The organism is Cryobacterium sp. M91 (genome assembly GCF_002929615.1).
Lineage (GTDB): Bacteria > Actinomycetota > Actinomycetes > Actinomycetales > Microbacteriaceae > Cryobacterium > Cryobacterium levicorallinum.
Genome location: NZ_PJJT01000091.1, coordinates 127,786 through 152,224, shown reverse-complemented (window position 1 = coordinate 152,224; position 24,439 = coordinate 127,786). Strand labels below are relative to the sequence as shown.

The 24,439-nt window shown below is 64.7% G+C and carries 20 protein-coding genes and 1 pseudogene; 8 read left to right on the top strand and 13 right to left on the bottom strand.

Features of this window, described 5'->3' with window-relative positions; genetic code table 11:
* Nucleotides 1-6 precede the first annotated feature (6 nt).
* A complete protein-coding gene (locus tag CXY80_RS18025) occupies nt 7-918 on the bottom strand; it encodes a DUF1524 domain-containing protein (protein WP_104133286.1) in 912 nt (303 codons plus the stop codon).
* A 161-nt stretch (nt 919-1,079) separates the two neighbouring features.
* Between CXY80_RS18025 and CXY80_RS18020 the strand changes: the two genes are divergently transcribed.
* Nucleotides 1,080-1,784: a hypothetical protein gene (locus CXY80_RS18020; RefSeq protein WP_092448871.1), complete on the top strand. Its 705-nt coding sequence runs from the start codon at nt 1,080-1,082 to the stop codon at nt 1,782-1,784.
* On the opposite strand, the gene CXY80_RS18015 is transcribed toward CXY80_RS18020, so the two are convergent.
* Entirely contained in the window at nt 1,781-1,990 is a 210-nt protein-coding gene (locus CXY80_RS18015) for a hypothetical protein (protein WP_104133285.1), read from the bottom strand. The genes CXY80_RS18020 and CXY80_RS18015 overlap by 4 nt on opposite strands.
* 257 nt (nt 1,991-2,247) lie before the next feature.
* On the opposite strand from CXY80_RS18015, the gene CXY80_RS18010 reads away from it, so the two are divergent.
* Nucleotides 2,248-3,153, top strand: coding sequence for a nuclease-related domain-containing protein (locus CXY80_RS18010; RefSeq protein WP_104133284.1), 906 nt, complete (start codon nt 2,248-2,250; stop codon nt 3,151-3,153).
* 273 nt (nt 3,154-3,426) lie between these two features.
* Here CXY80_RS18010 and CXY80_RS18005 read toward each other — a convergent pair whose 3' ends face one another.
* Together CXY80_RS18005 and CXY80_RS18000 are read right to left on the bottom strand one after the other, a co-directional pair.
* Entirely contained in the window at nt 3,427-4,089 is a 663-nt protein-coding gene (locus CXY80_RS18005; protein ID WP_104133283.1) for a hypothetical protein, read from the bottom strand.
* Between the two features lie 48 nt (nt 4,090-4,137).
* On the bottom strand, nt 4,138-4,617 hold the full coding sequence (locus CXY80_RS18000) for a 2'-5' RNA ligase family protein (RefSeq protein WP_092448867.1): 480 nt from the start codon (nt 4,615-4,617) through the stop codon (nt 4,138-4,140).
* A 222-nt stretch (nt 4,618-4,839) separates the two neighbouring features.
* Between CXY80_RS18000 and CXY80_RS17995 the strand changes: the two genes are divergently transcribed.
* Both CXY80_RS17995 and CXY80_RS20860 read left to right on the top strand, forming a co-directional pair.
* A complete protein-coding gene (locus CXY80_RS17995) occupies nt 4,840-6,201 on the top strand; it encodes an alkaline phosphatase D family protein (RefSeq protein ID WP_369828724.1) in 1,362 nt (453 codons plus the stop codon).
* Nucleotides 6,202-6,234: 33 nt separating this feature from the next.
* Nucleotides 6,235-6,504, top strand: coding sequence for a hypothetical protein (locus CXY80_RS20860; RefSeq protein WP_369828723.1), 270 nt, complete (start codon nt 6,235-6,237; stop codon nt 6,502-6,504).
* A gap of 13 nt (nt 6,505-6,517) precedes the next feature.
* Here CXY80_RS20860 and CXY80_RS17990 read toward each other — a convergent pair whose 3' ends face one another.
* Complete coding sequence (locus CXY80_RS17990) at nt 6,518-7,171, bottom strand: hypothetical protein (RefSeq protein WP_104133282.1); 654 nt, start codon at nt 7,169-7,171, stop codon at nt 6,518-6,520.
* Nucleotides 7,172-8,097: 926 nt separating this feature from the next.
* Here CXY80_RS17990 and CXY80_RS17985 point away from each other — a divergent pair.
* Nucleotides 8,098-9,888, top strand: a complete 1,791-nt coding sequence (locus tag CXY80_RS17985; protein ID WP_104133281.1) for an L-lactate permease — start codon at nt 8,098-8,100, stop codon at nt 9,886-9,888.
* A gap of 162 nt (nt 9,889-10,050) precedes the next feature.
* On the opposite strand, the pseudogene CXY80_RS17980 reads toward CXY80_RS17985, so the two are convergent.
* From CXY80_RS17980 to CXY80_RS17965, 4 genes and pseudogenes are all read right to left on the bottom strand, one after another.
* Nucleotides 10,051-12,913: pseudogene (locus tag CXY80_RS17980) on the bottom strand (FAD-binding and (Fe-S)-binding domain-containing protein).
* Between the two features lie 77 nt (nt 12,914-12,990).
* Nucleotides 12,991-14,781 (bottom strand): glyoxylate carboligase, encoded by a 1,791-nt coding sequence (gene gcl, locus CXY80_RS17975; RefSeq protein WP_092448863.1) that lies wholly within the window; start codon nt 14,779-14,781, stop codon nt 12,991-12,993.
* 31 nt (nt 14,782-14,812) lie between these two features.
* On the bottom strand, nt 14,813-15,697 hold the full coding sequence (locus CXY80_RS17970) for a 2-hydroxy-3-oxopropionate reductase (RefSeq protein ID WP_092448862.1): 885 nt from the start codon (nt 15,695-15,697) through the stop codon (nt 14,813-14,815).
* A 44-nt stretch (nt 15,698-15,741) separates the two neighbouring features.
* A complete protein-coding gene (locus CXY80_RS17965; RefSeq protein WP_092448978.1) occupies nt 15,742-16,530 on the bottom strand; it encodes a hydroxypyruvate isomerase family protein in 789 nt (262 codons plus the stop codon).
* A 196-nt stretch (nt 16,531-16,726) separates the two neighbouring features.
* Between CXY80_RS17965 and CXY80_RS17960 the strand changes: the two genes are divergently transcribed.
* Nucleotides 16,727-17,488: an IclR family transcriptional regulator gene (locus CXY80_RS17960; RefSeq protein WP_092448861.1), complete on the top strand. Its 762-nt coding sequence runs from the start codon at nt 16,727-16,729 to the stop codon at nt 17,486-17,488.
* Between the two features lie 67 nt (nt 17,489-17,555).
* Here the strand turns inward: CXY80_RS17960 and CXY80_RS17955 are convergent, their stop codons facing one another.
* The gene (locus CXY80_RS17955; protein ID WP_104133280.1) at nt 17,556-18,896 is read right to left on the bottom strand and encodes a transcriptional regulator; all 1,341 of its coding nucleotides are present in this window, start codon (nt 18,894-18,896) and stop codon (nt 17,556-17,558) included.
* Nucleotides 18,897-19,041: 145 nt separating this feature from the next.
* Here CXY80_RS17955 and CXY80_RS17950 point away from each other — a divergent pair, with 145 nt between their 5' ends.
* Nucleotides 19,042-20,832, top strand: a complete 1,791-nt coding sequence (locus CXY80_RS17950; RefSeq protein ID WP_092448859.1) for an NAD(P)/FAD-dependent oxidoreductase — start codon at nt 19,042-19,044, stop codon at nt 20,830-20,832.
* Between the two features lie 113 nt (nt 20,833-20,945).
* Here CXY80_RS17950 and CXY80_RS17945 read toward each other — a convergent pair whose 3' ends face one another.
* Nucleotides 20,946-21,923, bottom strand: a complete 978-nt coding sequence (locus tag CXY80_RS17945; protein ID WP_104133279.1) for an NAD(P)H-quinone oxidoreductase — start codon at nt 21,921-21,923, stop codon at nt 20,946-20,948.
* A 155-nt stretch (nt 21,924-22,078) separates the two neighbouring features.
* Between CXY80_RS17945 and CXY80_RS17940 the strand changes: the two genes are divergently transcribed.
* Nucleotides 22,079-22,294, top strand: a complete 216-nt coding sequence (locus CXY80_RS17940; protein WP_134495345.1) for a hypothetical protein — start codon at nt 22,079-22,081, stop codon at nt 22,292-22,294.
* A gap of 12 nt (nt 22,295-22,306) precedes the next feature.
* Here the strand turns inward: CXY80_RS17940 and CXY80_RS17935 are convergent, their stop codons facing one another.
* Nucleotides 22,307-22,819: a hypothetical protein gene (locus tag CXY80_RS17935; RefSeq protein WP_233195449.1), complete on the bottom strand. Its 513-nt coding sequence runs from the start codon at nt 22,817-22,819 to the stop codon at nt 22,307-22,309.
* A 78-nt stretch (nt 22,820-22,897) separates the two neighbouring features.
* Nucleotides 22,898-24,364 (bottom strand): D-serine/D-alanine/glycine transporter, encoded by a 1,467-nt coding sequence (cycA, locus tag CXY80_RS17930; RefSeq protein WP_092448856.1) that lies wholly within the window; start codon nt 24,362-24,364, stop codon nt 22,898-22,900.
* Nucleotides 24,365-24,439 lie beyond the last annotated feature (75 nt).

Genomic DNA, 24,439 nt, shown 5'->3' with positions numbered 1-24,439 from the left:
CCGCGACTATTCGCAGCCGGTTCCGTCACCGTCGCGGTCGAGGTGGCTGCCGTAGCCGGGTTCGCCGGAGTGCACCGGCGCCGCGCCGGCTTCCCGGGCGGCGGTACAGTTCTGAAAATAAACCTCGTCCGGCGTGACGACTGCAGGCTCACCGGTACTCGCGAGCTCGTCGGGGCAGTCCGAGAGGATGCGCGTCATCGCGTCGCGCTCGGCCGCGGTCACCCACAGGGCGTAGGTCGCCTTCACCGAGATCTGCCGGGCCACGTAGGTGCACCGGTAGCTTTTCAGCGGCGGCAGCCAGGTGGCCGCGTCGCCGTCTCCCTTGCGCGAATTGGTCACGCCGTCGACGGCGAGCAGATTGAGCGGATCGTTCGCCAACGCCACCCGCTGCTCCTGCGACAGTTGCTGAGCCCCGGTCTGCCAGGCATTCGACAGGGCAACGAGGTGGTCGATCTGCACGAGCGAGGAGGTCGCCTGGCCCCGCACAAAATCGATGGCCCGGCCCGTGAACGGCCCGACCAGGGTGCCGCTCTGCACCTCGCAGTCGCCCGCAATGACGAGCACGGTCAGGTCGCGGGCCAGGATGTCGTTGCGGGTATCGCATCCGTTCTGGTCGACGTCTTGCCAGGCTGATCCGAAGCTTTCCGTGCGGTCATAGCCGGTTTTCGGCGCGCGACCCTTTACCGGCAGGGTTGCGAGCACGGCGAGGGCTGCGGAGTCGGACGTGGGCGTTGGCTGTGCGGTGGCCGGTTCCGCAGTGGCATGCGTTGATGGCGTCGCACTTGCGGAACTTCCGGTGTCGGCCAGATCCGGTGAAACGGATGTCCCCGCGAGCGACGTTCCCACCAGAATCGCCGCGAGGGCGGCCACGATCACCGCCGTGATCACGAAAGTCTTCTTCGGGCGACGGACGGCCATGGTGCTCCTTCTGGCCGCAAAGGCACGACCCCTCGAATATACGGCGTGCGCCGCGGCCGTCGGGTCAGGCCGCGGCATCCGTTTGATGAAAAGACACCCATTCTGGGGGTCTTCTTTCGGGGGCCGCACTGGCAGGATATAGAACCCGGCGAGGAGCACTCATGACTCACATACTCTCCACGCGGCGGCGTTTCGCGACGCCCCCGGAATTGCCCGAATCGAATCGCACCGGAGCGCTTCGATCAACACCCGGCCTGGCCTGGCTGCTCGATCGCGCCCCGCGCCGACCCGAACCCACGCCCACCGACCTGGCGCTGGCACGAGCCCGCAGCGAGCTGGCCGTCGACACCTTTCTGGAGACGCTGCCCGAACATTGGGCGGCATTCACCTCGCCTGCCCTGACCGGCGACGGCCCAAGTGCGGCGTGGCTCATCGTCGGCCCCGGCGGCGTTTTTGCGCTGCACGCGCAGCTCTGCGACGGGCGGATCGCCTGGGTGTATCGCCAGACCGTGCACGTCGCGGGGCGTCGGGCCCCCGACCTGGCCACCGCCGAGGCTGGCGCGCAACGACTCACCACGCTGCTCCGCGGGCGGGTACCGCTGCGCACCGCGGTGCAGCCCGTCGTTGTCGTGCTCGGCGCCCGCGCGCTCTGGGCCCCGGGCCAAACTGGGCAGAGTTGGGCGGCGCCGGGTCGTCCTGCTCCGGTGGCGGTTCTCGGGGCGCGCGCTCTGGGCCACTGGCTGGCTTCCCGGCCGCAGGTGCTGCGTCCGATCGAACGCATGGAACTGGCCGCCGCCATCGACAACCCGCTGACCTGGGGCATCCGTCCGTCTATCCTGCCGCGGCCCGGTACCGTGCGGAATTAGCGCTTTTTGGGCCCGTTCCCCTTCGCGGAGAGCAGGCGCGCCCGCACCGAGAACGCGCCGCCGATCACGAGTGAAACGACGGCCGCCGGCAAAATGAAGTCGACGAACTGATTGCCCGAGATCAGGTTGCCCACCAGCAGCAGCACGGCCAGCCCGCTGAAACCGAGGCCCGCGATGGCGCAAACGTTGAAAGTCAGGTGTTTCACGGGGCAAATCCAATCGGTGGGGTGACTGTCAGGCTAGCCGACCTTGGCCTATTTAGTGGGGGAGGCGCCGGTCGGGGTCGTACCCCTATATTGACAAGCGGATGCTCCGCGCCAGCCTCGCGCGCCACTTCCTCAACCGGTCTGAGAATTACTCCGATTTGCTAACCAATGTCGCGCGTCGGCCGACTGTTACCCCTGAACGGGGACTCCTCGGCGACAGAATGGTATCGGGCGAAAGCCCGAGGTGAGGCGAGAACGTGATCAACGCAACGCTGGGCAATGGTGTGCACGCTGGCGACAGCGAGCCGGCGCCAGTGGTTTTAGCGGTGCCGGCCGTGTCGATGCTGCCCTGTTCTGACCCGTCACCGGCCACCGGGCGGTTCGCCGGGCAATCCCTCGTGGAAGAATTGTTGCGGCAACAGGAGGATCGCGCTCCGCGCTCCCGGCTAGCCCGCACCCTCGGTCTCTCCCCGCTCGATGCCAATGGCCTGGCCTGGTTGCGCGCGGTACAGGCCGAGATGGTGGTGGGCGAGATTCTCGCCCGGCTGCCCGAGGGCTACAGCGTCTTCCACTCGCTGCCCATTCGCAATACCGCGTTCTGGGTGGATCACCTCATCGTCGGGCCCGGCGGAATTTTCGCGCTGAGCTCCAAAACACGCTGGGATCACGACCTGACCGGGTCGGTGCGCACGATTCCAGTCGGCGATCACACCATGCCCTACCTGCGCGATGCGCGGTTCGAGTCGACTCAGATCACGGCACTGCTGGCCGGGGCAATGCCGGCAACGGCCGTGGTTCAGCCGATGATCGTGCTGGTCAACCCGCACAAAATTCGGCTCAATCGCAAGCCCGACGTCGTGACCGTCATCGATTCGCCCAGGCTGCGCCGGTGGCTGGTGGAGCGTCCGCGGCAATTTAGTGCGGAGCAGCAGGCGACCCTGACCGCGGTCATTGACGACCCGACCACGTGGCACACGCCGGTGCGAACGAGCGCGCCGGACCACCTGCACGCACGCTTCACCGCGCTCGAACAGGAGGTTTCGGCGGCCGGCGTCCGGCGCACCACGTTCACGGTTCTCGCCGCCGCCTTGGGCGCCAGCCTGCTGGCGATCGTGACACTGCCCGTCATCGTCTCCGCCGTCCAGTACCTCGCCGCCCCCTAACCCGAGTGCCGCGCGCCGTCCGCGGCTGGCCCTGATGGCGCCGCGGACGGCATAACTCCTGCAAATTGTGGTCGGTCGCAAGCGGATGCGCCGAATTCCGCCCAACTTTTCTGCCGCTCCTCCAAATTGCAGAAGTTGTGACCTGAAGCGGGGTGCGATGGTGGCTAGATCAGCAAATCGGGACCACCGGCAGCCTGGTGTCCGGTGTTTTCGGGCCACCGCCTGCATGATCGACCCAGAGATCCTGATTTAGCCACCATGACGGCGCAAGATTTAGGCGAGGCGCTCGAGAACGGTGCCCTCGCGCATCCGTTCGACGCGCACGACGTGGTCACGCAGGTCGCGCACGCCGCGCGGGATCGCGAGTTCGGCGACATCCTGCCCCTTGGTCGCGGCGTGCGACCGGGTCGGATGCTGATAGTCCGCGATCGACCGAAAGGTGTCGCGCCCGCGCGACTCTTTGCTGTGGCGCTGAGCGAAGCCGGAGTTGATCGTGCTCAGCTCCATCTCGTCTTCGTGCGCCGCGACCAGGCTCTTGGTGCTCAGGGTGATCACGGTGTGGGCATCATCCCGATACGACCGGGCCTGCAGAAGTTCCTGCAGAAAGCGTGGCTGCAGGTGAAAGAACACCCGGTCGTTCAGCGCGGAGTACCACTCGGCGAGCGTCATATCGTCGAGGGCATCCTCCAGCGACGGCTCGTGAATCGCCTTTTGATGACGGATGACCGCAGTTCCGAATTCCGCATGCTCGAGCACGCGTGACTCACCGCGCCGCTTGCCCAGAATTGCCACCTGCGGCGCGCCCTGTTTGACTCCCCAGCGGGTCACGAGCGCGGCCGGACTGAGCAGCCCGTGGCGCTCGATGGCTGGCCAACTGCCATCGGCGGCCACGTGGTAGAGCTCGGGGTACAGACGGATCAGATCGCGGGACAGCACAGTTCGAGAGTACTCGCCGCCCGTGCCGCCTCGGGTCGTCCGACTAGTTCAGCCAGCCAGGTCCAATGTCGCGAGCACCGTGCGTCCGCTCGCTGCCGCGCGCGGCGCCATATCCACGAGCGCGATCTGGGCCAGCACGAGCTCATCGCCCGCGTGCACGCGCCGATGCTGCTTGACCGTGACGTGCGCCCGAAACTCCGGTCCCGAGAAGGCCTGCTCGTTCGGGGCTGTGGCCAACGGGAGCAGCGCTTCGACCAGCCGGTCGTGCAGTCTCGTCAGCGAAGCGTTGTCGTCAATGAGTGTCACCGGAATATCGTGTCGGCGGCCAAACAGGGCGTCCGGCCCGACTGCCACAGTGAGCGCCGGAAACCCAGCCATCGTCGCGGCAATGACCTGCGCAATCTCGCTGGGCGCAGCATCCGTTTTGAAGGGAGCGAGCACGGTAATGTGCAGCGGCCAACTCCCGACGGTGAAGCTCTCGCCGGTCTGCAGCGGAGTGAGCGGCAGAACGACAACGAGGCGGGGCATGCGCCGAGTCTAGACGGCGCCGGACTGCCCGACCTGCCGTGCAGAACAGCGGAGATTTTCGTCAGAATCGACTTAACAGCTCTCGGCACTGAGGCCAATATTCTCCGCAGCCGTGCAGGCCCCCATGTATAACCGCCGCGACGCCCCACGAATCCGCGTATTACCGGCCCCGACGAGTCGGCAATCTCGCGCGACCCGCTCCTGGAGCGGTACAACTGAATCATGACGAGTTCACCTCTGATTCTGGGACCGATGATGCGCTACGTCGATAATGTCTCGGCGAGCATCTGGTTCGAGACTCGAAATGCCGGTCGGATCGTGGTCACCGCGGCTGGTCGTTCCTGGGCGGCGCGTACCTTCGCCGTGCATGCACACCACTACGCCCTCGTGCACGTCGACGGTCTGCACCCCAACACGACCCTGCCGTACACGGTGGAGTTCGACGGACGTCCGGTCTGGCCCGATTCGAAGTCCTCGTATCCGGCGGCGGTCATCGCGACGCTCGGCGGCGGGCATCCGCTTCGGATGTCTTTTGGATCCTGCCGCACCAGTGTTTCCCATGACGAGGACGGCAACCGAACGCATGGCGTTGACGCTCTGCGGGCCTGCGCTTTGCGCCTGGCCTCGCCCGACAACGACGTGCCGCGCCCGGATCTGATCCTCTTTCTGGGCGATCAGGTTTATGCCGACCTGACTACCGAGGAGATGCAAAAGTTCATCAGGGCGCGGCGTGATATCACGAAGCCTCCCGGCAAAGAGCTGGCAGATTATGAGGAATACGCGCACCTCTATCGCCTGGCCTGGTCGGACGAGGCCAACCGCTGGCTGCTCTCCACAGTGCCGACCGCGATGATTTTCGACGACCACGACATTCGCGACGACTGGAATACCTCGCAGGGCTGGAAGCGCCAAATGGAGGCGACGTCGTGGTGGCGGGGCAGGATCATCGCGGGGCTCGCCTCCTACTGGGTCTATCAGCATCTCGGCAATATGTCACCCGCCGAACGAGCCGACGATGACATCTGGCGCCTGATCGCTGCCCACGATGGCCCGGATGAACTCGACCTGAGCGTCGCGCTCGACGCATTTGCCGAACGGTGTGACCAGCAGCCCACCAGCTACCGATGGAGTTATTGTCGAGACATCAGCGATGTTCGGCTGATCGTGGTGGACTCCCGCGCAGCCCGCGAACTCGACCCGGCCCGGCGGGCACTTCTGGACGAAGACGAGATCGGCTGGCTCGATGAGCGGATGCGAGGCGGCTTCCGCCACCTTTTAATCGGCACCTCGCTGCCGTTTCTGCTTCCGCCCGGCCTCCACCACCTGGAATCCTGGGACGAAGCCATTTCCGAAGGAGCCTGGGGCAAGCCGGCCGCGCGGGTCGGCGAACGGCTGCGTCAGCTGGCCGACCTGGAGCATTGGGGCGCCTTCCAGCGCAGCTTCCGCGAGGTGGCACGGATGGCCACCGAGGTGGCCGACGGCCGACGCGGGATGGCGCCCGATACGGTGACGTTCCTGTCGGGCGACGTGCACTACTCCACCGTTTCCGAGGTCGAGCGAACCTCGGGGAGCCGCATCGTGTAGGCCGTCTGCTCGCCGATTCGCAATCCGCTCCCCATGGCCATGCGATCGCTCTCCGCCGTACTCGCCTACGGCATCGCCACGCGACTGAGTGCCCGGCTGGCTCGTTCCGCTGGAGTCGCGTCGCCGCCGTTCCGCTGGGCGGGCATCAAGGGGCCCTGGTTCGACAACTGTCCGGCGAGCCTCGACGACACCTCCGCCGGCCTCACCATTCGGTGGGAGAAGGGAGTCGTCCGGGCCGGCGACCATCGGCATCCGCTGGTGGAGAACGTGGCAACAATCGTCCTGGAACCCCGGATGCAGTGAGACGGCCCGCGTCTCAGTCCGGCGATACCCCGACTGTCAGGAGCAACTGGGGCTGGGACTGCTCGACCCAAGTACCCAATACCGTGGCGGCATCCGTTGCGAGGGCCCTGGCAGATGTGCCGTCGAGTACCCGCACGACGGTTACGCGCAGGGCGCCTGCCGTTGCGATCGTGGTACCCGCCGTAGAGACGGTGTGGATGGTCGCAGCACGCTCCGGAACGGGGGTTCCGGGGGTGCCGCTGCCGCGCACGGTAGCGGTCGGTGCGACCGGAATGAGTTCACCGTTCCCTTGCGTGAATTGGTCGGCCTGCTGCGCGCCGGTCAGGGCTGCGGCAGCGACCGCCGCCAGATAGACCGGGTCGCCGGTGGCGTCGTAGACCCAGCGGTCACCGAGCACGGAGTGGGACATGGTGCCGACGAGCTCATTCTCGCCACCCTCGAGTGGCGCGCCGCGATAGGTCAGCGGAATCTGCAGCAGCGGCCCGGTACCAAAGCGCACCAGGATGGTTTCGATGCCGACCCCTCCATCAGGATCGTCGAAGCGGAAGGATGCGACGCGCTCCACCTCGGCGCCAACGTCGCCCACAAACCACGTTTGCGTCGGAGCCCACGCGGCGATGAGCTCAGACTTGGAGGGCCGCAGGACGGCGTCGTAGAGAAGTGCCATAGCTTCGATCGTAGGGGTCGGGGCGCAACCCGCACCAGCTAAGCCCTTTTCTGGTGGCCTCCGAGAGCGCGTGCGCTCGAAAGCTGCTCGAGCGCACGGCAGGCCGGCCGCGTGCGCCAGCAGATTTCGGCCGCGCAGATCCCGCCGCCTTTATAAGCGGACGCTGCGCGCGACCGCCCGCCGCGCCGCGGCCACCACGTTCTCCACGGTCACCCCGCGCAGCGCCGACGGCCGACCATTCACGCTCAGACGGCCACGATCATTTCCAGTACAGCCGCCGTCACGGCGATTCTCTCGTCCGTGGCAGCAGTCGCCTTCATGAATATTCGAAAAACTCCGATCGAATCAGGCTGGATTGCGGGCCACCACTGCCTGACGATGCGCATCGATGAGCTCCAGGGTGGCCCATACCAGCGCGAGCATGCCCACGACGAGGGCTCGCAAGAGTGCGGGCCCAGCTCAAGGGTGGCTGTGTGCACCGGCGCTGCGAGATCCCCGGCAGCACGGCTCAGCTGGGAATCATCAATTCCGAAGGCCGCCGACGAGGAACCCGCGGGAGCCCGCCAGGGAACGTTTGCCGTGCCCGTGAACGGCGGCACCGCTCGTTCTGAAACGCGGCTCCGGCTGCGGTCGAATGCGCCCAGAACTCCCTGGGCGACGAATTATGGTCACGGAAAGCAACTTACACATCGATGACGACCTGGGGCACAAACCCACGAATTGGCCGCATCCACGGTCAGGTGCAGCAGGCGGTTGGACTCCACCCGTCCGGGCGCATTGTGAACATCGTGATGTGCTGGGGCGAATCGGTAGGAGTGGCGAAGCGAGCACATTCGTTGACCCCGAGAGCGGTCACGCCTACGATGATATCCACCACACAATAATAAAATTTCACCATGCGAAAATTGGTCAGAGAGGACCTAATCGTGGATAATCTTGCTGTGCTCAGCCTTCTGGCGTTGGCACCAATTCTTGTGGTGGGCGTACTGCTCGCCGGATTCCGGTGGCCTGCCAAATACGCCATGCCACTGGGCTATATCGCCGCGGTAATCGTGGCCCTCGCGGTGTGGAAGATGGACTTTCGGGGAGTCATCGCGGCCTCCCTCGAAGGTGTCATCACGGCCGCAACCCTGCTGTACATCGTGTTCGGGGCGCTTCTGCTGCTGTCAACGTTGACCGTCGGTGGAGCAATGGCCACCATCCGCGGCGGATTCAACAATATCTCGCCCGACCGGCGCATTCAGGCGGTCATCATCGGCTGGCTATTCGGAAGCTTCATCGAGGGAGCATCTGGCTTCGGCACGCCAGCCGCGGTCGTCGCCCCACTGCTGCTGGCGATGGGCTTTCCAGCGATGGCCGCCGTGATGGTGGGCCTCATTATCCAGAGCACACCGGTGAGCTTTGGAGCAGTGGGCACGCCGATCATCGTGGGTGTCGGCGGTGGGCTCGGCGGTGATCCGGCCGTCGCCGAGCGCATCTCCCTGCTAGGGGTGACGATGCCCGAGTTCATAGCGTCGATCGGCTTTCAGGTGGCCTCGATCCACGCGATCGTTGGCCTGCTCATCCCGTTGATTCTGGTGTGCATGCTCACCGGGTTCTTCGGTCCAGAGCGGCGCTTCCGCGACGGACTGGCCATCTGGCCATTCGCGCTCTACGCCTCGGTCGCTATGACGATTCCCTCCGTGCTCGTGGCCCGCTTTCTCGGCCCGGAATTCCCCTCGTTGTTCGGCGGCCTCTTCGGACTGATCGTCGTGATGTTCACGTCAAGCAGGGGCTTCCTGATGCCGAAGAAAACCTTCGATTTCGGCCCACGAGCCAGTTGGAGCCCGCGTTGGATGGGCACCATAGAACCGGCGGAACCCGCCGCATCCGTTCGCCGCATCGGCATCGTGAGCGCCTGGTCACCCTACGTACTGATGGCCGTATTGCTGGTCGGCAGCCGGGTAATTACACCGGTCACGGAATTCCTCACCGGTATCGCCATCCCGTTCAAAAACATTCTCGGCACCGACATCTCCACCGCCGTGCAGCCGTTCTACTCGCCAGCCTTCCTGCTCATTCTGGCATCACTGTTCGCGTATGGACTTCATGGCATGAATGGCCAACAGATTCGCGAGACGTGGAAGGTATCGGGCAGGCAACTCGCTGGAACCGCCGTGGCCCTGCTTTTTGCCGTGCCGCTCGTGCGCGTGCTGATCCAGTCGGGGCCGGAGCTCAACGCATCCGGTCTCTCGAGCATGCCGGTGACGCTCGCTGAGGGCGCTGCCGCCATCTCGGGCAGCTCGTGGCCGTTCATCGCCCCATTTATCGGTGCGCTCGGAGCCTTCGTCGCCGGTTCCAACACGGTGTCCAACCTTACGTTCTCGCAGTTCCAGTTCTCCACGGGCAACGCCATCGGGGTGAACCCGGAGCAGGTGGTGGCTGCCCAGGCCGTCGGCGGCGCTGGCGGTAACCCGATCGCCATCCACAACATTGTGGCCGCGTCAGCCACGGTGGGGCTGCTCGGGCGCGAGGGCGACCTGCTGCGCAAGACAATTCTCGTCACGCTGTACTATTGCATCGCCGGGGGAGCGATCTCATTCATCTTTATCTACGGGCTCGGCTTCAACCTCGGCACGATCATGCTCGTGCTGCTGATGAGCACGCTCGGATTCATCGTGCGGTGGATGCTGCGCCAGAAGGCGGCCGTGCTGGCGCCCGAACCTGAGCGCGTCTAAGTCAGTCAGGCGAGAGCGGGCGGCAGCGGAGACATCCGTTGTCGCCCGCTTTGTCGTGCCAGGTGAAACAGACGACGGCTTGTGGACCCGCGCGCGTCAGACCCCAGCACACGAAAAACCGGAGTAGCTACGTGCAGCTACTCCGGTTTTGCGCCCTGGAAGTTACGGTCGAGTGACCTCTTCGAGCAGTTCAAGCACGTGCCGGTACGGCTTGCCGGTGGCACGGGTCATGCCGAGCTCGCAGGTTCGATTGCACGAAGCGTGCGCCACGGCGTCCATGGCGAGCACGTCAGTGGCCTGGGCCTTCGTGGCCGATTTTGTGAGCTCCGGGTGCAGCATGCCGCGGTCGCCGGCAAAGGCACAGCAGCCCCAGTTCTCGGGTATCTCAACGTGCTCGGCCACGCTGGAAGCCACGGTCTGTAGGGCAGCGTTGGCGCCCATCCGTGTTGACGAGCACGTGGGGTGCAGCGCGAGTGACTCGATCTTCACATATTCGGGCAGGCCGGGCAGAATGCTCGTTGCGGCGAACTCGACCGCGTCCATGACCGTCAGCGGATGCTCGCTCCGGTCACCCTCGATGATGTGCCGCAGCCCTTCGGTGCATGAGGAAGCATCACAGATCACCGGCAGCTCGCCGTCGCGGGTCGCGGTGCGCAGGGCGGCCAGGGTCTTCGCCGCGATCGTGGCGAGTCCGCGGGTCATACCCTTGGAGGCCCACGGGGTACCGCAACAGAGCGCGTCGATGCCGTCGGGCACGAGTAGGGTCACGCCGGCACGCTCGCAGAGCTGCTCGAAACTGTATTGCGTGCCGGGAGTTCCGGCAACGGCCGGACCGAACATCGTTTGCACGCAGGCGGGAAAGTAGACGGCAGCCGGCGCCTGGCGCGGGGCAGGGCGCATCCGCTCGGTGGCAACTACTGCATCAACCATGGTGATTCTCCTTCTGGGATTGACCGGAGTGGGCGTGGCGGGGTCGGCCCCCGCCGGGCAGGTCGGGCGAGTAGAGGGGCACGGTGTCGGTGCCGAGCACGGTGCGCGCGAGGCGGTTGGGGCCGAGTACGAGCGGCACCGGAACCGAGGCGATCGCCTTGAGAGCGAGCCCCGCGCCGCGAGTGACCGTGCCCCAGTTGTTGGCGGCCACATTCCACAGCGCGCTTTCCAGTGGATTCGCCTCGTCGTGGCGCAGCCTCTTCATGAGGTCGCCGGTGTTGATGTTGACCGGGCAGGCCGTTTGACACATGCCGTCGGCGGCGCAGGTCTGCACGGCGTCGTACTCGTAGTCTTTCTCCATCTCGGCCACGAGAGCGAGATTACCGTCGAGCCTGGCCTGTTCGATTGCACGCAACGATACAATGCGCTGCCGCGGCGTGAGCGTCACGTTGCGGCTCGGGCACACCGGCTCGCACCAGCCGCACTCGGTGCAGCGGTCGACCTCTTTCGCCACGGCCGGGATAGCCTTGAGATCTTTCAAGTGGGCGTTCGGGTCGTCGTTGATGAGTACGCCGGGGTTGAGCATGCCAGCCGGGTCGAAGAGCACCTTGATGCGGCGCATCACGTCATAGAGCTCGTCGCCGAACTGGCGCTGCACATACGGCGCCATTACGCGCCCGGTGCCATGCTCGGCCTTGAGCGAACCGCCTTCGGCGAGCACGAGGTCAACGAGATCTTCGGTGAACCGGCTGAACCGCTCGAGACCCACGGCACTGCCGAAATCGTCGGTGAGCATGAAGTGCACGTTGCCGTCTTTGGCATGACCGAAAATCATAGAGTTCTTATACTCGTACTTGGCGAACAGCCGAATGAGCTCCATGCAGGTGCGGGCGAGCGCTGGCACCGGAACCACGATGTCTTCGAGCAGGGCGTTCGTGCCCTGCGGCCGGGTACCGCCCACAGCCGGAATAATCCCCTTGCGCAGGTACCACAGCTGGCCGCGGATGCCGGCATCGGTCGTAAAATCGGCTGGCAGGGTGAGACCGAGCGTGTTGACGGTCTGCATGCCGATCGCGAGCATCTGCGCCAGTTTCTCTGGCGACTCGGCGTGGTACTCCACGAGCAGGGCGGCGTGCTGGTCCACCATGAGATCGACCACGATCGCGGGCGCCCCCGGCATCTTCTGCCCCACAATGAGCGAGAGCGCGTCCATGAGTTCCAGGGTGGCCGCACCGGTCGCTACCAAGGCGGGCAGAGCGGCGGTGGCCGCCTCGAGCCCGGGAAACACGAGCAGGGCGGTGGTGACGTGCGGCAGTTTGGGAACCGTTCGAAATATCGCCTCGGCCACGAATCCCAGCGTGCCCTCGCTGCCCACGATCAGGTGCGCGAGCATATCCACGGCACGGTCGAAGTCGAGCAGCGAGTTCACGCCGTAACCCATGGTGTTCTTCATGGAGAATTGCTGACGAATGGTGGCGACGGATGCCTCGTTATCGCGGGTGCGCCGCGCGAGTTCGAGCAGGCCGTTGTATAAAACCGGCTCGTGCTTCAGCAACTGCTCATCGGCATCCGCTGCCCCGGTGTCGATGACCGTGCCGCTTGGCAGCACCACGGTGACCGATTCGAGCGTCTGGTAGGTGTTGTCCACGGTGCCGCAGGCCATGCCGGAGGAATTATTCGCCACGACGCCGCCGATGGTGGCGGCGGATTCGCTCGCCGGGTCGGGTCCGAACTTGCGCCCGTACTTGGCGAGGCGGGTGTTGAGCGCCCGCACCGTGACGCCCGGCTGCACGCGCACGCGCAGGCCGTCGTCGAGTACGTCGATGTTCTTGAAGTTCCGGCGCACGTCGACCAGCACACCGTCGGTGATGGCCTGGCCGCTCAGGCTGGTGCCGCCCGAGCGAAACGTGAGGTGCACGCCCTGCGCGGCGCCGGCGCGCAACAAGGCGCCGACCTCCGCGGCATCCGTGGCCACCACCACGGCCTGGGGAATAAGCAAAAAGTGTGAGGCATCGTGGGCGTTCGCGTGGAGGTCGAGTGCCCGAGTTTTCACCCGAGCCGGGTCGCCAACGGCGGCACGCAGCGCGCCGAACATCGCGGTGCCAGTCTCGGAGCTAACGGTTGTTGTACTCACAAAAACTCCCTTGTTTTCGACGTGCACGTGCAAACAGACTATTCGGTGGCGCTGACAATGAGCGAGAGCGAGGTGGGCGCATCGGCCGCTGTCACGGCCAGGTCTTCGAACTCGGTTACGGCGTCGATCTCGGCGGCGGCCATCGAGATATTTGTGACCCGCTCGAGGATAATTTCGACGACAACGGGAACCCTGAACTCGACCATCCACGCCTGGGCCTGCGCGAACGCTGCCTGCAAATCGTCGGCTTCGCGCACCCGGATGGCCTTGCAGCCGAGGCCCTCGGCCACCTTGAGGTGGTCGACGCCATAGCCCTCAAGTTCGGGCGAATTGATGTTCTCGAACGCGAGCGACACCTGGTAATCCATATCGAAGCGGCGCTGCGCCTGACGGATCAGGCCGAGATAGGAATTGTTCACGACGACATGTATATACGGGATGTGGAACTGGGCACCCACCGCGAGTTCTTCGATCATGAACTGAAAGTCGTAGTCGCCGCTGAGCCCCACGACCGTTTTCGACGGGTCGGCCACGGCCACGCCGAGGGCGGCGGGAAGCGTCCAGCCGAGTGGCCCGGCCTGGCCGCAATTGATCCAGTGCCGCGGGTGGAAGACGTTCAGAAATTGTGCTCCCGCAATCTGCGACAGCCCGATCGTGGTCACGTAGCGGGTTTCGGTGCCGAATGCCCGATTCATCTCCTCATACACGCGCTGCGGTTTTATCGGCACGTTCTCGAAGTGCGTCTTGCGCTGAAGCGTGGCCTTGCGGTGCGCGCAGTCTTCAACCCAGCTCTCCCAATCGGGGAGGGCGTTGGCGGCCTTGCGTTCGCGTGCGAGCTCAACCAGACCGCGCAGCGCTGCACCGGCGTCGGAGACGATGCCAAAGTCCGGCGAGAAAATCCGCCCAATCTGTGTGGGTTCAATGTCGATGTGGACGAATGTGCGGCCCTTCGTGTATGTGTCGAGGCCACCGGTGTGCCGGTTGGCCCAACGGTTACCGATGCCGAGTACGAAATCCGATTCGAGCATGGTTGCATTGCCGTAGCGGTGCGACGTCATCAGCCCCACCATGCCGGCCGCGAGCCGGTGGTCGTCGGGAATGCTGCCCCAGCCCATCAGCGTGGGAATCACCGGAATATTCAGCACCTCGGCCAGCTCGACCAGCTCCGCCGAGGCGTCCGCGTTTATCACGCCGCCGCCGGCGATGATCACCGGGCGCTTCGCGAGCAGCAGCATGTCGAGCGCCTTTTCGAGCTGGGCAACGGATGCTGCGGGCTTGGCTACCGAAAGCGGCTCATAGGTGTCGATGTCGAATTCGATCTCGGTAAGTTGCACATCGATCGGCAGGTCGATCAACACCGGGCCAGGGCGGCCGGAGCGCATCAGATAAAACGCCTTCTGGAAGACGCCGGGAACCTGCCCGGCCTCGAGCACTGTAACGGCCATCTTCGTGACGGGGGCCGCGATGGAGGCGATGTCGACGCCCTGAAAATCTTCCTTGTGCAGCTTGCTCACCGGAGCCTGGCCGGTGATACAGAGAATGGGCGTGGAATCTGCCCACGCGGAGTAGAGGCCGGTCAGCATATCGGTGCCGGCCGGTCCGGAGGTACCGATACACACGCCGATGTTTCCGGCCTTCGTGCGCGTGAATCCCTCGGCCATGTGCGAGGCACCCTCGACGTGGCGGGCGAGGATGTGGTCGATGCCGCCGTGGGCGCGCATGGCCGAGTAGAACGGGTTGATGGCAGCCCCCGGTACACCGAAGGTCTGGGTGGCCCCCTCCTTTTCGAGGATGGCGACGGCAACGTCTACTGCGCGCATTTTAGACATGTGATTCTCCTTGAATCTGAAAAGTTGGTGTTCAGGCGTGCGAGCGGCCGGACATCTGCTCGACCAACAGCAGCAATGCGGAGTGGTCGAGCGAGCCGTGGCCTTCGGCGCGCAGGGTGCCCATTAGCTGGGCCACCATCGAACCAAGCGGAATGGCGACGCCGGCCGCGCGGGCCGCTGCGGTGACTATGCCGAGGTCCTTGTGGTGCAGGTCGACCCGGAAACCCGGTTCGAACGTGCGCGCCACCATACCTGCGGCCTTGCGGTCCAGGATGCGATTGCCGGCCAGCCCGCCAGCCAGAACCTTGACGGATGCTTCGGTATCGACCGAGTGCGCCTCCAGAAACACGAGCGCCTCGGCGACGAGCTGGATGGTGCCGGCGACGATGAGCTGGTTGGCGGCCTTGACCGTTTGGCCGGATCCAGCCGGACCGACGTGGACCACGGTGCTGCCCATAGCGTCGAGTACGCCACGGATGGCCTCGACGTCGGCGAACTCCCCGCCGACCATGATCGACAGGGTGCCCTCAATTGCGCCGGCTTCGCCGCCGGAGACCGGGGCGTCGACGGGCTTGAGCCCGGCGTCCCTCGCAGCTCCGGCCAGGCGAACGGCAACGTCGGGCCGGATGGTGCTGGCGTCAATCCAATAGGCGCCGGCCGGCGTATGGGCGAAGACACCGTCCGGGCCGCTGACGACGTCTTCGACATCGGGCGAGTCTGGCAGCATCGTGATCACGACGTTGGCATCCCGCACGGCGTCGGGGATACTCGCCGCGCCTCGACCGCCCGCGGCGACCAGCTCGTCAATTCGTGCCGAACTGCGGTTGAAACCGACGACGTTGTGGCCAGCCTTCACGAGATTGATTGCCATGGGCAGGCCCATTATTCCCAGGCCGATGACGGCGACATTATTCATTTTATTTGTCCTTTTCTCAAGGGTGTTGGATGCGCAGCGGTCGGTTAGGCGGTTTCAAGCCAGGCAAACGGATTTGTTGCGACCGTCTTGTATTCCAGCCCGATGGGGCCGTCATAGCCGAGACCGTGACTGTGCGCGAGCCATTCGTGAATGGGTAGCGTGCCCGTTCCTGGTTCGCCGCGCCCGGGTGCGTCGGCAATCTGGATGTGTCCGAATCGGTGCGCGTGCTCGGAGATCACGGCCTCGACATCGTCGCCGTTGACGGCCAGGTGGTAAAAATCGGCGAGTAGTTTGATGTTCGTGTCGCCGCTCTGGATGCTCACCCGTTCGATCACGGCCAGCACGTCGGCCGCCGTGCGCAGGGGATACTTCGGTGCCCCGCTCACCGGCTCCAGCAACACGGTGCCACCGATCGGGGCGACGAATCGTGCGGCGAGGGAGAGATTTTCGATAGCGAGCTCATCTTGTTCCTCTGGGGCAACGCCGTCGATACGGTTTCCGTAGAGGGCGTTGAAGGACGTGCAGCCGAGGTGCCCGCCGATGCCAGCGGCGACGGCCAGATTGTCGCGAAACTCGTCGGATCGGGCTGGCCAGGACACCAGACCTCGATCACCGGCCGGCATGTCGCCGGCCGCAAAGTTCAAACCGGTCAGTCGAACGTCGGCATCCGTGATTGCGTTCTCAAAGTCGGCAATCTGCGTTTCGGTGGGAACGGCGGCGGCAAAGGGCCACCAGAACTCGACCGCGTCGAATCCGGCGGCTTTGGCCGCGGCTGGGCGCTGGAGCAACGGCAGTTCGGTCAGCAGGATGGAGCAGTTTACGGTGTACAGCATGGGGGCGTCCTTGCTCCTCGAGTTGATGATTATGCGACTTGATTCCACCAAGTTTCGTATTGTGGAAGTTAGTTTTTGTTATATGGAAAGACTACGGTCAGTGCGGCCCGGCGTCAACTTCTGTGTAATCTGGGTAACCTGGCGATATTTCCACAATGCGGATATCCGTTGCCACGTATGGCCTGGAGGCATAAAGATGGCAGAACGCACGGCTGGCAGCGGTGTGCAATCCGTGGAGCGGGTTTTTGAACTCCTCGAGCTGATCACGGCCGCTGGCGGGCAGGTGATGCTGAGCGAGCTCGCGGCCTCCACCGAGCTGCCCCTGCCGACCATTCATCGGCTGCTGCGCACGCTGGTGGCGAAGGGATACATTCGTCAGCTCGCCAATCGGCGTTACGCGCTGGGCCCAGGTCTCATTCGCCTCGGAACGGCAGCCAGTAAGCAGCTCGGCGCCCTGGCTGGGGCCCAACTCCGGGCCCTTGTCGACCAACTGGGGGAGACGGCGAACATGGCTGTTCTCGATGCCGACATGGCGCTTTACATCGCCCAGGCTCCATCCAAACACTCCATGCGCATGTTCACGGAGGTCGGCCGACGCGCGCATACTCATGCCACAGGAGTCGGCAAAGCGATTCTGGCCCAGCTGAGCGATGACGCCGTGCGCGCCATTGTGGCCAGGGCTGGCATGCCCACTCCCACGACGATGAGCATCGGCAGCGTGAACGATCTCCTGGCTGACCTGGCCCGAATCCGGGAACGCGGCTACTCCATCGACGATGGTGAGCAGGAAATTGGTGTGCGCTGCTTCGCGATGGCGGTTCCGGATGCGCCGACGCCGACCGCCGTCAGCGTCTCCGGGCCGGTGTCCCGGGTCGATGATGCGTTTGCAGAACTCGCCATTCCCGCGCTGCGCGCCGCCGTGGAGTCCATTTCCCAGGACCTGAACCCGGTTGCCTAGATTTATTTGTGGGTCAGGGCTCGGACATGTGTCGTGAGTCTATACAGCGTTGGTCACCTCCACAGAACTAACAGCCGAGCTCGCGGTCGATGCGGCTCAGGCGCGCGAGCGATGCCAGGTAGCCGGCATCGTCGATGCCAGCCAAGCTGCCAAGGGCCTGCACCGCCTCGCGATCATTGCTCCCCATCTCGGTCGCGCACCAGCGGCGCAGCAGCTCGGCGTCTCCGCTTGCACGAACGGATGCTCCGACCGCGCTTGTGAGTTCGGCGCGCAGCGGTTCGATGGCCCCGGCGGTCGACCTCACCAGCAGTGGGGCAGAGTACGCCGCGAGGGCTGCGGCAACCTGGCCCTCGCGCACGAGCCGCAGTACCCGCCCCACGTCGGACGAGCCTCGCAGGGTGGAGCCGAGGCGATACGGCGTGGACTCCAGTGACTCGCCGAGCACGTGGCGAATACGGTGCATCTCGATGCGGATGGTGGCGGCTAAGCCTGTTTCCCCGTGAATGGCGTAGGCGAGTTCGTCGGCGCTCCATCCGCGATCCCGTGAGTCGAGCAAGGCCAGAATCTCCGCGCGGCGCAGCGAGAGCGGCACTCGGCGTCCATCGCCGCCGACCACCCCTGGGCTATCACCGAGCAGAGCGAGCGATGCCACGGAGGTGAGCGCAGACGAGGCCACCGACAAGACCGCAGTTGAGCGCCCAGCAGTCATCAACTGCGACCCGCGCCCGAGTTCTCGTCGCGCCGCCCGCAACAACTCCTCGGCGAGCCGCACCCCGCACTTGACCATGCGCATGCTGTCGGCCGTGACCGTGTTGAGTGGCCCGGATACATTCAAGACGCCGATGACCGCGCCGCTGTCCGCGTCCCGAATCGGTGAAGCTGTGCACGCCCAGTCGTGGTGAGTGCGCACGAGGTGTTCGGCCGAGAATAACTGTGCGGCGCGCCCACTCAGGACGACTTCGCTGATCGCGTTCGTTCCTACCCCGGCCTCGGACCAGTCAGCGCCCTCGACGAACTCGAGCCTGTCGGCCTGCCGCAATGCCGCGCGGCTGCCGACCCGCCACAGCACCTCTCCACTCGCGTCGGCGAGTACGAGCAGATGCTGCCCATCAGAGCTCTCATCAGAGAGAAGCTCACTGAGGGCTGGCATCACGGCCTCTAGTGCATGGCCGCGGCGCAGCGCAACGACGTCGGCCACCTCGTGCAGATGCCGGGGCAGGTGTCGGTCGGGGTCGATGCCCGCAGCCAGCGAACGCTGCCAGGATTCCCAAACCTCGGTGCTGATCCCGAGCGGGGGCGAACCGGCCAGTGTTACCTCATGGGCCGCGCGCAGCATCCGTTCGTATTCATGGGGGGAGGAGAAACGCTGGTCAGCAGTGAGAACGGTGGTGTTCGGGCCGTGGGTCATGCGATGTCTCCTCCATTGGATCCGACGATGGCGCCAAGCAGGAGCACCGGGTGTAACGCCTGTGTAACCCCTGCGGCCGTGTACTTGAACATACAGGTCGCGTCCGACAATGGGCTCACCTTCCGCTAGCTCACAAAGGAGTGACATGCCCGATTCACCGACCACCGTGGTCGAAAACTGGCTCGCCCGGTTTGACTCCGCGTTACAAAACCGCGATATCGATGGCGCAGTGGCGTTGTTCGCGGACGAGTGCTATTGGCGCGATTTCGTGTCGTTTACCTGGAACCTGAAAACTCTCGAGGGCAAGGCCGACATAGAGCGGATGCTCGCTGTCACCCTCGACGAAGTGCGCCCGTACAGCTGGGCGCTCGCCGAACCCGCAACCGGCGCGGCGGGTGCCGTCGAAGCGTGGGTGACCTTTGAAACCGGCCAGGCCCGCGGCTATGCGCACCTACGGCTCAACGATGGCCTGTGTTACACCCTGCTCACCACGATGCAGGAACTCAAAGGCTTTGAAGAGAAGAAAGGCCGAAACCGCGACCAGGGCGTCTCCCACAAAATCACAAAGGGCCGCACATCCTGGCTCGAGAATAAGACGGCACAGGAGGCGCGCCTCGGCTACGAAGAGCAGCCCTATTGCGTCATCGTGGGTGGTGGGCAGGGCGGCATTGGCCTGGCTGCCCGCATGCGCCGGCTCGGTGTTCCCACGATTGTGATCGAGAAGAACGCGAAGGCCGGGGATTCGTGGCGCAACCGCTACAAGTCGCTGCATCTGCACGACCCGGTATGGTACGACCACCTGCCGTACCTGAAGTTTCCCGAGGACTGGCCGGTCTTCGCCTCGAAAGACAAGATCGGCGACTGGCTTGAGCACTACACGAGCATCATGGAGCTGAACTATTGGTCGAGCACCGAATGCACTAAGGCGGCGTTCGACGAGGACGCCCAGGAGTGGGTCGTGCAGGTTGTGCGAGACGGCACTCCGGTCACCTTGCGACCCAAGCAACTGGTTTTTGCGCTTGGTGTCTCGGGCTACCCAAATACGCCGGTCTTCGATGGCGCTGGGTTGTTTGAAGGGGAGCAACACCACTCGTCGAAGCACCCGGGAGGAGGGGACTATACCGGCAAGAAGGCGGTCGTGATCGGGTCCAACAACTCGGCCCACGACATCTGTGCCGACCTCTGGGAGCACGGGGCCGACGTCACCATGGTGCAGCGCTCGTCGACGCACATCTCCCGCAGCGACTCGCTCATGGACCTTGCGCTCGGCGGCCTGTACTCTGAGCAGGCGCTGGCGAACGGGGTGACCACGGAAAAGGCCGACCTGCTTTTCGCGTCACTGCCCTACCGAATATTGCCGTCCGCGCAGATTCCGGTCTTCGAGCAGATGGCCGAGCGCGATGCCGACTTCTATGCCCAGCTCAGCGAAGTCGGGTTCGATTTGGATTTTGGAACGGATGGCTCGGGCCTGTTCCTGAAATACCTGCGCCGTGGGTCGGGATACTACATCGATGTGGGGGCATCGCAGTTGCTCATTGACGGTCGCGTCGCTGTGAAATCGGGCCAACTCGACCACATTACGCCCAAGTCCGTGGTGCTCGCGGACGGCACCGAGCTGGATGCTGACCTGATCGTGTATGCCACCGGGTATGGCTCCATGAACGGATGGCTAGCCGATCTCGTCTCGACAGAGGTTGCCGATCAGGTGGGCCGCTGCTGGGGTTACGGGTCCGATACGCCGAAGGATCCTGGGCCCTGGGAGGGTGAGCTGCGCAACATGTGGAAGCCCACAAACGTTCCTCAGCTGTGGATTCACGGCGGAAACCTGCACCAGAGTCGGCACTACTCGAACTACCTCGCGCTGCAGATCAAAGCGCGCATGGAGGGGCTCGACACTCCGGTGTACGAGCTGCAGGAGTCGCACTACACCCGCTGAACGGGCCGTGCCCGAAAGCTGCTCGCGCCCCCGGCAGGCCGGCCGCGCGAGCAGCTTTCGACCGCACGACTGATCCCAATAACGGATGCCGCCCGCCGGCCGGTAAGCGCTGGCTACGGCACCAGCACGATCTTGCCGACGTGAGTGGATGCTTCCAGCCGCCGGTGCGCATCTGCTGCACTCGCAAACGAAAACCGGCCGTCGATCACCGGTCGGAACTCGCCCGACGCGATCCACGGCCAGACCGCCGACTCCAGGGAACGCAGAATGGCGATCTTTTCGGCCAGCGGCCGCGATCGCAGGGTGGTGCCCCAATAGCGGGCGCGCTTCTGCATGAGGCGAAACGGGTCGAACGTGGCCGGTTCGCCGCTCTGGTTGGCGAGCACCATGATGCGCCCGTTCACCGCGACCGCCTCGATATTGCGCGCCGCATAGGCGCCGCCCATGATGTCGAGGATCACGTCGGCGCCGTGCCCGTCGGTGGCGGTGTTGATCTCGGCGACGAAATCCTGCTCGTGGTAGTTGATCAGAATCTGTGCCCCGAGGCTCGCGCACGCGGCGAGTTTCTCGGCGGATCCGGCCGTCACGGCCACACGGGCGTCCATGAGTCGGGCGAGCTGAATGGCGGTCGTGCCGATTCCGCTCCCGCCGCCGTGCACGAGCAGCGTCTCGCCGGGCGCGAGTTCAGCGCTCATGAACACGTTCGACCAGACCGTGGCGAGGGCTTCCGGCAGGGCCGCGGCGTCGATGAGGTCCATCGACAGTGGAACCAGCAGTGCCAGATCTTCGTGCACCACGGCTTCGGTGGCATACCCGCCGCCGGCGAGCAGCGCACACACCCGGTCGCCGACGCCGAACCGGGTCACGTCCTCGCCCACCTCGATGACCAGACCAGACTCCTCCAGCCCCGGCCACTGCGGCGCGTCGGCCGGCGAGGGGTAGTGGCCCTGCCGTTGCACGATATCCGCACGGTTCACACCTGCCGCAGCCACCGCCAAACGGATGTCGTAGGCCCCGACAACGAGATCGGGCACCGTCGTCAGGGTGAGAGCTTCAGGACCACCGGGAGAGTTCACGATAATTGCGCGCATGCTCGCAGCCTACGCGTGGGGTACGACACGACCAACGGCGCCGAGGTGTCGGGCGGGCATCCGCTTCACCGATGCTTCGCCCCTATCGGGACGGCAGAACTCGGCGCATCATGGAATTGCGGCTCACGACTCTGACCGCTGAACAGGAGATTCTCATGAGTGCGACCGTTCTGCCCCCCATTGACCGCTGGTGGCCGCACCTTGACATCGACTTCAAGCACGAGATCCTGGCGAACCTGGATGCCCCTTTGAGCACGGAGGCGTTGGACGAAGTGGCCCGCCTGTGTGACGCGACTATCGAGCCAGGCCCGGCCGCCCTCTCCGATAGTGAGAAGGAATACATTCGCACCCAGATCGAAGTCGTCGACTGACGAAGACTCGAACTACCCGTGCCTCACTGCGTGAGCGGTGGCGGAGCGCCCGGCCCGAATGATCAGCACGATCAAAGCGAGCAGACTGGCGGCGCTAACGACGTAGAGCAACATGCCCCAGGGCGCGTGGTCTGCGCCCGAGACTAAAAAGGTGTCAGCGAGCGACATGCCAGGCCCGAAACCCGCGAAAAAGTGTCCGGGAGCTGCAAATACCAACAGCACCAGGTAGGCCGCGACCACCGGCCCGACCCGGCTGTTCATCCGTACGATCGTCACCAGCAGAACGACGGTGGCGAGCACGATTCCGCTCATGCCCCAGGCGAGAACCCAGTTCGCGGTGAGCGGCTGATCCGCGCGCGCCATCTCAGCGCGGATCTGCCCGAGCGTGGCGCCCGGAACTGCCGCCAACGGATTCCACACCAGAATCTGCAGGGCGCCCACAATCGCGTAGGCGGCCAAGGCCGCGAAGCCCGCGGCAGCCGCCACGACGGCGCGGCGCGGTTGCGGTTTCACGGTGTTCTCCATGCCGCCAGCGTACCGATCATTCGGGCGCGGCCCGACCCTCCGAAGTTGGTGACGAACGGTGACCCTGGTCCGGCCGGATCAGCGCCGGAAGGCGAGTGCCGCGGCCCGATCGGCCTGCACATTTGCCCGGTGAAGTTCCTGATGGCCGGCCAGTTCGGGGCGACGGCGAATAATCAGCCAGACGACGCCGAGCCCGATGAACCACACCGGCGTCACGAGCAGCGCCTGCAGGGTATCGGCCTTCTGGGTGAGCGCCCAGATCAGGAAGACGAAGAACGCGAGCAGGACATAACACATGTAGACGCCGCCGGGCATTTTGAACTTGGAGGCCGCGTGCAGTGCCGGGCGACGCTTGCGGTACACGATGTAGCTCACCACGATGATGGACCACACGAAGATGAACAGTACCGATGCCATGGTCGTCACCACGGTGAACACGGCGATGATCGACGAGCTCGCATACAGCAGAACAGCGGATACGAGCAAAAACATGCAGGAGAACAACAGCGCGTTGGCGGGCACCCGGTGGCGGCTCAGGCGTTGAAAACGCCCCGGTGCCGTACCCTCGACCGACAGCCCGAAGAGCATTCTCGATGTGGAATATAGGCCGGAGTTCGCGGAGGATGTCGCGCTGGTGAGCACGACGAAATTGATCACGGCTGCGGCCGCGCCGAGCCCCGCGAGGGCGAACATCGCCACGAACGGGCTCACATCGGCGGTGACCTCACGCCACGGAGTGACCGCCATGATCACGATCAGGGCCAGCACGTAGAACAGCATGATGCGAATGGGGATCGAGTTGATGGCCTTGGGAAGGTTCTTCTCCGGGTGCTGCGCTTCGGCGGCCGTCGTGCCCACGAGCTCGACCCCGAGGAACGCAAACACGGAGAGCTGGAAGCCTGCGATGAACCCCATCGGACCGGTCGGAAACATCCCGCCGTCGTTCCACAGGTTGCTGAAACTCGCCGGCGTGCCGCCGGGGGACTGGAACTTTGTGAACACCATCACGAGCCCCACGATGATGAGCGTGACGATCGCGACGATCTTGATCAGCGCGAACCAGAACTCGGTCTCGCCGAACGCCTTGACGCTCGTGAGGTTGAAGCCAAGCAGAATCAACACGGCACCGAGGGCCGGAATCCACAGCGGCAGATCGGGCCACCAGAAGCTCGTATACAGCGCGATCGCGATCAGCTCGGCGATGGCGGTCACGATCCAGCAAAGCCAGTACGTCCAGCTCGTGAAGAAGCCGGCCCACGGCCCGAGCAGGTCCCCAGCAAAGTCGCTGAATGACTTGTAGTCGAGGTTGGAGAGCAACAACTCGCCCATGGCCCGCATGACGAAGAACAGCATGAAGCCGATGATCATATAGACGAAGATCACGGACGGCCCCGCGAGGGAGATGGTCTTTCCTGAGCCCATGAACAGGCCCGTTCCGATCGCGCCGCCGATGGCGATCAGCTGGATATGACGGTTCGAGAGCGATCGGGCCAGGTGTGGCTGCGTGTTCGGGGCGGGTCGAGTGTTGGTTTTCAATTGCGACATCGGAGTTACTTCCTTGTAGTCCAGGCGATTGACAGAGCGTCGGGTTCTTTCGAACTCTGAGACAAAGCGGGCAGC

Bases quoted from the DNA above. Each gene is read 5' to 3' on its own strand.
- CXY80_RS18020 (WP_092448871.1), top strand. From the start codon at position 1,080: ATGACTCACATACTCTCCACGCGGCGGCGTTTCGCGACGCCCCCGGAA.
- CXY80_RS17960 (WP_092448861.1), top strand. From the start codon at position 16,727: ATGGCAGAACGCACGGCTGGCAGCGGTGTGCAATCCGTGGAGCGGGTT.
- CXY80_RS17970 (WP_092448862.1), bottom strand. From the start codon at position 15,697: ATGAATAATGTCGCCGTCATCGGCCTGGGAATAATGGGCCTGCCCATG.
- CXY80_RS17995 (WP_369828724.1), top strand. From the start codon at position 4,840: ATGACGAGTTCACCTCTGATTCTGGGACCGATGATGCGCTACGTCGAT.
- CXY80_RS17990 (WP_104133282.1), bottom strand. From the start codon at position 7,171: ATGGCACTTCTCTACGACGCCGTCCTGCGGCCCTCCAAGTCTGAGCTC.
- CXY80_RS17935 (WP_233195449.1), bottom strand. From the start codon at position 22,819: ATGGAGAACACCGTGAAACCGCAACCGCGCCGCGCCGTCGTGGCGGCT.
- CXY80_RS17965 (WP_092448978.1), bottom strand. From the start codon at position 16,530: ATGCTGTACACCGTAAACTGCTCCATCCTGCTGACCGAACTGCCGTTG.
- CXY80_RS20860 (WP_369828723.1), top strand. From the start codon at position 6,235: ATGGCCATGCGATCGCTCTCCGCCGTACTCGCCTACGGCATCGCCACG.
- CXY80_RS17950 (WP_092448859.1), top strand. From the start codon at position 19,042: ATGCCCGATTCACCGACCACCGTGGTCGAAAACTGGCTCGCCCGGTTT.
- cycA (WP_092448856.1), bottom strand. From the start codon at position 24,364: ATGTCGCAATTGAAAACCAACACTCGACCCGCCCCGAACACGCAGCCA.
- CXY80_RS17940 (WP_134495345.1), top strand. From the start codon at position 22,079: ATGAGTGCGACCGTTCTGCCCCCCATTGACCGCTGGTGGCCGCACCTT.
- CXY80_RS18000 (WP_092448867.1), bottom strand. From the start codon at position 4,617: ATGCCCCGCCTCGTTGTCGTTCTGCCGCTCACTCCGCTGCAGACCGGC.
- CXY80_RS17945 (WP_104133279.1), bottom strand. From the start codon at position 21,923: ATGCGCGCAATTATCGTGAACTCTCCCGGTGGTCCTGAAGCTCTCACC.
- CXY80_RS18025 (WP_104133286.1), bottom strand. From the start codon at position 918: ATGGCCGTCCGTCGCCCGAAGAAGACTTTCGTGATCACGGCGGTGATC.
- gcl (WP_092448863.1), bottom strand. From the start codon at position 14,781: ATGTCTAAAATGCGCGCAGTAGACGTTGCCGTCGCCATCCTCGAAAAG.
- CXY80_RS17955 (WP_104133280.1), bottom strand. From the start codon at position 18,896: ATGACCCACGGCCCGAACACCACCGTTCTCACTGCTGACCAGCGTTTC.